Source organism: Arthrobacter crystallopoietes BAB-32 (assembly GCF_000328305.2).
In the GTDB taxonomy this organism is placed as follows: Bacteria; Actinomycetota; Actinomycetes; order Actinomycetales; family Micrococcaceae; genus Crystallibacter; species Crystallibacter crystallopoietes_A.
Genome location: NZ_ANPE02000177.1, coordinates 1 through 7,099, shown reverse-complemented (window position 1 = coordinate 7,099; position 7,099 = coordinate 1). Strand labels below are relative to the sequence as shown.

Annotated in this window: 3 protein-coding genes; all 3 read left to right on the top strand. The window is 67.6% G+C overall.

Translation table 11 applies throughout. The annotated features are described in order from the left end of the window. The coding region (locus D477_RS14390; RefSeq protein WP_005270626.1) for a glycoside hydrolase family 10 protein at positions 1–1,581 on the top strand (1,581 nt) is incomplete at its 5' end. 102 nt (positions 1,582–1,683) lie between these two features. Continuing rightward, on the top strand, positions 1,684–5,403 hold the full coding sequence (locus D477_RS14385) for a nitrate reductase subunit alpha (protein ID WP_005270625.1): 3,720 nt from the start codon (positions 1,684–1,686) through the stop codon (positions 5,401–5,403). Next, on the top strand, positions 5,403–7,099 hold a 1,697-nt coding region (gene narH / locus D477_RS14380), incomplete at its 3' end, for a nitrate reductase subunit beta (RefSeq protein WP_005270624.1). The genes D477_RS14385 and narH, both read left to right, overlap by 1 nt.

The window sequence follows — 7,099 nt, the reverse complement described above, 5'->3', positions numbered from 1 at the left end:
CTCGCTCCCGCGGTCACCGAAGCCGGCCCGCGCGGCCCGCTGGAACTCAGCCTCGCGGCGGCCGTCATCAACCGGGTCTACCGCATCACCGCCCGCGAGGCGCCGCGCGTGACGGACATGCCCAAGCACGAGTTCCGCGGCTTCTGGCTCTCCACCGTCGTCAACATCGACTGGCCCTCCCGCTCCGGCCTGACCGCAACAGCCCAGCAATCCGAACTGCGCGGGTGGTTCGACCTGGCCCGCAGCCTGAACCTGAATGCCGTGATGCTCCAGGTCCGGCCGTCCGGCGACGTGTTCTGGCCCTCCACGGCTGGCGAGCCCTGGTCGCGCTACCTCACCGGAACCCAGGGCCGGAACCCCGGGTACGACCCGCTGGCGTATGCCCTCGCCCAGGCCCACGCCCGGAACCTGCACCTGCACGCCTGGTTCAACCCGTTCCGCGCCTCGATGACCGCGAACCTGTCGGACCTGGTCTCCTGGCATCCCGCCCGGCGCAACCCGAGCTGGACCTTCGCCTACGGCGGGCGCCGCTACTACAACCCCGGCATTCCCGCCGTGCGCGCCTTCATCATCAAGGTCATCGCCGAAGTCGTGTCCAAGTACGACGTCGACGGCATCCACCTCGACGATTATTTCTATCCGTACCCGGTCGCCGGGCAGACCATCCCGGACAGCGCCGCCTACAACTCCTACCGGCTGCCGGGGGAGAGCCTGGCGAACTTCCGCCGCCGCAGCGTGAACCTCTTTGTCCGCGACCTGAGCACGAAAATCTTTGCCACGAAACCGCGGATGCTCTTCGGCATCAGCCCGTTCGGCATCTGGCGCAACCGTTCCACCGACAGCCGCGGCTCGGCCACCAGCGGCTTCCAGAGCTATGACGGCATCTTCGCCGACTCGCGGTACTGGGTGAAGCAGGGCTGGCTGGACTATGTGGTCCCGCAGCTCTACTGGCACCAGGGCCATCCGGCGGCCGACTACAACACCCTGGTCAACTGGTGGTCGGCACAGGTGGCCGGCACCAACTGCAAGCTCTACATCGGCGAGGCCGCCTACAAGGTCGGCGACCCCGCCCAGGGCGCGGACTGGCAGGACGCCCGGGAGCTCTACAACCACAGCGCCAAGTGCCGCGCCACGGCCCGCGTGGCCGGGCAGGTCTATTTCTCCGCGAAGTCCGTGCGCGCCAACAGGCTGGGCAGCATGACCCGGGTGAAGGACAAGTACTACCGCCGCGTGGCCATGACGCCCGCGATGCCGCACCTTGGATCACAACGCCCCGCAGCACCGGTCATCAGCAGCGCGCGCTGGAACGGCTCCGGCGTCGAGCTCATCTGGCGCGGCGCCACCACAGGGACCATCCCGCGCCATTACGCCGTCTACCGGTGGGAGGCAAAGGCCAGTTCGAGCGCCTTCATCCCATCCCAGGCGGGCGCGCTGCGCCGTGTGCACCGGCGGCGCGGCAACCCGGAGAAATTCGTGGACACCGGCGTGGTGCGCGGACGCACGTACTGGTATGTCGTCGTCGGACTCAGTGACCTCATGATTGAATCCAGCGCCGCGTCGGCGATTTTCATCCGCGCCTGACGCCGCATCCAGGGCAAAGGCCGGGTGACGGACCGGCGAACAATGATGCCCGATGTACCAAATGCTCTGGTTTTCGCCCACGTCCTTTCGTAGGGTGTGGCCATGGCAGCCGGACCCATCAAACCTGGAACAGACGGCAGCGCCTCGGACGCGATGCTGGCCGTGGGACGTTTCTTCACCCGCTGGGAGGAGAGCGACGACGGCCGGGCCGTTTTCAAGAAAGGCGGCAGGGCGGGGGACATCTTCTACCGCGACCGCTGGAGCCATGACAAGGTGGTTCGCTCGACCCACGGGGTGAACTGCACGGGCTCGTGCTCGTGGAAGGTCTACGTCAAGGACGGGATCATCACCTGGGAATCCCAGCAGACGGACTATCCCTCGGTGGGGCCGGACCGGCCGGAGTATGAGCCGCGGGGCTGCCCGCGCGGTGCCGCGTTCTCCTGGTACACCTATTCGCCCACCCGCGTCCGCTATCCCTACGCCCGCGGCGTGCTGATCGAGCTCTACCGCGAGGCCAAGGCCCGGCTGAAGGATCCGGTGCTGGCCTGGGCCGACGTCGTGGGGGACCCGGAACGCCGGCGGCGCTACCAGCAGGCGCGCGGCAAGGGAGGCCTGGTCCGGGTCAGCTGGCAGGAGGCGATCGAGATCGCCGCGGCCGCCCACGTGCACACCATCCGCACCTACGGCCCGGACCGCTGCGCCGGCTTCTCGCCGATCCCGGCCATGTCGATGGTCTCGCACTGCGTCGGCACCCGGTTCATGCAGCTCATCGGCGGGGTTATGACCAGCTTCTACGACTGGTACGCGGACCTGCCGGTGGCCAGCCCGCAGGTGTTCGGAGACCAGACGGACGTGCCGGAATCGGGGGACTGGTGGGACGCCACCTACCTGATGATGTGGGGCTCCAACGTTCCGGTCACCAGGACACCGGATGCGCACTGGATGGCCGAGGTCCGCTACCGCGGGACCAAGGTGGTGACGGTCAGCCCGGACTACGCGGACAACACGAAGTTCGCCGACGACTGGCTGCCGGCCCAGGCGGGCACGGATGCGGCGCTGGCGATGGCCATGGGGCACGTGATCCTCAAGGAATTCTTCCTTGAGCGGCACGTGCCTTTTTTTACGGACTACGTGAAGCAGTACACGGACCTGCCCTTCCTGATCACCTTGACGCCCTCGCCGGACGGCACCTCGCTGGTGCCGGGCAAGTTCCTGACCTCGGTGGACCTGCCCGAGCAGGCCGGAAGCGAGGACGCCGAGTGGAAGACCGTGCTGCTGGACGAGGCGACCGGCCGGCCGGTGGTCCCCAACGGCTCGCTGGGCTTCCGCTACAGCGAGTCCGGCGCGGGCAAGTGGAACCTGGAGCTGGGCGACGTGAAGCCGCAGCTGAGCCTGTACGAGGCCGGCGGCGAGAGCGCCGAAGTCCAGCTGCCCTGTTTCGAGGCCCCGGACGGCTCGGGCACGGTCCTGCGCCGCGGCGTGCCGGTGCGGCGGATCGGCGGCAAGACTGTCACCACGGTCTTCGACCTGATGCTGGCCCAGTATGGGGTGGGCCGCGAAGGCCTGCCGGGCCAGTGGGCGGAAAATTACGACGACGGCGGCACGCCTTATACGCCCGCGTGGCAGGAGGCGATTACTTCCGTCCCGGCGAAGATGTGCATCAAGATCGCCCGCGAGTTCGCCCGGAACGCCGAGCAGTCCGGCGGACGGTCGATGATCATCATGGGCGCCGGCATCTGCCAGTGGTTCCACGGGGACACCACCTACCGGTCCATCCTGTCCCTGCTGCTGCTGACCGGCTCCATGGGGCGGAACGGCGGCGGCTGGGCGCACTACGTCGGCCAGGAGAAGACGCGGCCGATCACCGGCTGGGTCTCGCTGGCCAATGCGCTGGACTGGTCGCGCCCGCCGCGCACGATGACCGGGACCTCCTACTGGTACATGCATACCGGACAGTGGCGCAATGACGGCTATTCGGCGGACTCGTTGAACTCGCCGCTCGCCGAGGGGCACCTGAAGGGGATGCACACTGCGGACACCATTGCGCAGTCCGCCCGGCTCGGCTGGATGCCGTTCTACCCGCAGTTCGACCGCAATCCGCTCGACCTGGCCGCCGAGGCGGAAGAAGCCGTCGAAGCGGGTCAGGCCGGCAATGCCGCCGGCTACGTGGCCGGCAGGCTCCAGGACGGCTCGCTCCGGCCCGCGATCGAGGACGTGGACGCGCCGGAGAACTGGCCGCGGACCCTGGTGCTGTGGCGGTCCAACCTGATGGGTTCCTCCGCCAAGGGCAACGAGTACTTCCTGAAGAACCTGCTGGGCACCCACCACAACGTGATGGGCAATGCCGCCGAGGAGGGCATGACCCGGCCGAAGGACGTCAAGTGGCACGAGGATCCGCCGGAGGGCAAGCTCGACCTGCTGGTATCCGCGGATTTCCGCATGACCTCCACGACGCTGCTCTCCGACATCGTTTTCCCGGCCGCCACCTGGTACGAGAAGCATGACTTGTCCTCCACGGACATGCACCCGTACGTGCACGCGTTCAGCCCGGCGATCGACCCGCCGTGGGAGGCCAAGTCCGACTTCGAGACCTTCCACCTGCTGGCCCAGGAGTTCTCCCGGCAGGCCAAGGTCCACCTCGGCGTGCGCAAGGACCTCGTGAGCGTGCCGTTGCAGCACGATACCCCGGGGCAGGTCGCGCAGCCCGGTGGCGTGGTCCGGGACTGGCGCGACGGCACCACCGAGGGAGTGCCGGGCAAGACGATGCCGGTGTTCACCGTCGTCGAACGCGACTATACGGCGATCGCGGACAAACTCGCCGCCGTCGGACCCCTCGCCGACAAACTGGGGTTCACGGTCAAGAACGTCACCTACAAACTCGACCATGCGCTGGACTGGCTGGCGCGCCGGAACGGCGTCATGCTCGGCGGGGCAGCGGACGGGCGGCCGGCGATCGATACCGACGCGAAGCTGGCCGAAGCCATCCTGACCTTCTCCGGAACCACCAACGGCGAACTGGCCGTGCAGGGCTTCCGGCAGCTGGAGCAGCAGACCGGCCGCGAACTGGTGGACCTGGCCCTCGGTTCGGAGGAAAAGCACATCACCTTCGCCGACACCCAGTCCGCGCCGGTACCGGTCATCACCTCGCCCGAGTGGTCCGGCTCGGAAACCGGCGGCCGGCGGTATGCACCGTTCACCACCAATGTGGAGCGGCTCAAGCCCTGGCACACGCTGACCGGCCGGATGCACTTCTTCCTGGACCACGACTGGCTGCGCGACGTTGGCGAAGCCCTGCCGATCTACCGGCCCCCGCTGGACATGCACCGGCTGTTCGGCGAGCCCCGGTTGGGCCCCGACGGCTCCCGCGAAATCACGGTGCGCTACCTGACGCCGCACAACAAGTGGTCGATCCACTCGGAGTACCAGGACAACCTGCTGATGCTCTCGCTCTCGCGCGGCGGGCCGACGTGCTGGATCAGCCAGGAGGATGCCGCCTCGATCGGGGTTTCGGACAACGACTGGATCGAATGCGTCAACGCCAACGGCGTCTTCGTCGGCCGCGCCATCGTCAGCCACCGGATGCCGGAAGGGGTCGTGTTCGTGCACCACGCCCAGGAGCGGACCATCGACGTGCCGAAATCCGAGGCCACCGGCCGGCGCGGCGGCATCCACAACTCCGCCACCCGGCTGCTGGTGAAGCCGACCCACCTCATCGGCGGGTATGCGCAGCTGGCCTACGCCTTCAACTACCTCGGTCCCACGGGGAACCAGCGCGACATGGTGACCACAATCCGCAAACGCTCGCAGGAGGTCCGGTACTGATGAAAGTCATGGCCCAAGTCGGCATGGTGATGAACCTGGACAAGTGCATCGGCTGCCACACCTGCTCGGTGACCTGCAAACAGGCCTGGACCAACCGCGCCGGCACCGAATACGTCTGGTTCAACAACGTGGAGACGCGGCCCGGCCAAGGCTACCCGCGGCGCTATGAGGACCAGGAGCAATGGCGCGGCGGCTGGGAACTGAACCGGCGGGGCCGGCTCAAGCTCAAGGGCGGCGGCCGGGTCAAGAAGCTGCTGGGCATCTTCGCCAGCCCGGTCCAGCCGGAACTTGAGGACTACTACGAACCCTGGACCTACGACTACCAGAACCTGGTGGATGCACCCCTGGGGGACGACTTCCCGGTCGCGCGGCCCAAGTCGCTGATCACCGGCGAGGACACCAAGGTCGAGTGGTCGGCCAACTGGGACGACAATCTCGGTGGCACGTCGCAGCTGGGGCACCTGGATCCGCTGGTGGAGAAGGTGCGCCGCGAGTCCGAGGACAAGATCAAGTTCGAGTTCGAGCAGACCTTCATGTTCTACCTGCCGCGGATCTGCGAGCACTGCCTGAATCCGTCCTGCATGGCCTCCTGTCCCTCCGGTGCCATCTACAAGCGCGCCGAGGACGGGATTGTGCTGGTGGACCAGGACCGCTGCCGCGGCTGGCGCCAGTGCGTCACCGGCTGCCCCTACAAGAAGGTCTACTTCAACCACAAGACCGGCAAAGCCGAGAAGTGCACCTTCTGCTACCCGCGCATCGAGGTCGGGATTCCGACCGTGTGCTCGGAGACCTGCGTCGGCCGGCTGCGCTACATCGGCATTTTCCTGTACGACGCCGACCGGGTCACCGAGGCCGCGTCCGTCGCCGACGAGAAGGAGCTCTACCAGGCGCAGCTGGACCTGATGCTGGACCCGAACGATCCGGAGGTCATCGCCGCGGCCCGCGCCGAGGGGATCCCGGAGGACTGGATGGACGCCGCCCGGCGCTCGCCGGTCTACAACCTGGCCAAGGTGTACAAGGTCGCCCTGCCGCTGCATCCGGAGTACCGCACGATGCCGATGGTCTGGTACGTCCCGCCGCTGTCCCCGGTGGTGGACCTGCTCAGCGAACAGGGCCACGACGCCGAGGACGCCGGCAACCTCTTCGGCGCGATCGAGGCGCTGCGGATTCCGGTGGAGTACCTCGCCGAACTGTTCACGGCCGGGGACACCGGAATCGTCACCGGCGTGCTGCGCAAGCTCGCCGCCATGCGCTCCTACATGCGCGGCATCAGCCTCGGCAATGACCCGGACGACTCGATTCCGGAGGCCGTCGGCATGGAAGGCGAGGCCATGTACGAGATGTACCGGCTGATGGCCATCGCCAAGTACAACGAGCGGTACGTCATCCCGAAGGCGCACGTGGAACAGGCGCACAACCTGGAAGAGATCGGCTGTTCGCTGGATTACGACGACGGCCCCGGCATGTACCCGTCCGATGCCTTCGGTGAGGCAAGCGGCAGGCCGGTACCGGTCGCCGTCGAAAATTTCCATGCCCTCAAGAACCGCCAGACGTCGGACCAGCGCAGTGATCCCTCGCTGCGCGGCCGGGTCAACCTGCTCAACTGGGACGGCAACGGCACGCCGGAAGGGCTCTTTCCCGAGGAGCGCGCCGTCCCGCAGATGGCCGCGGACTCCCCGGCCCACGGCGGCGGCGC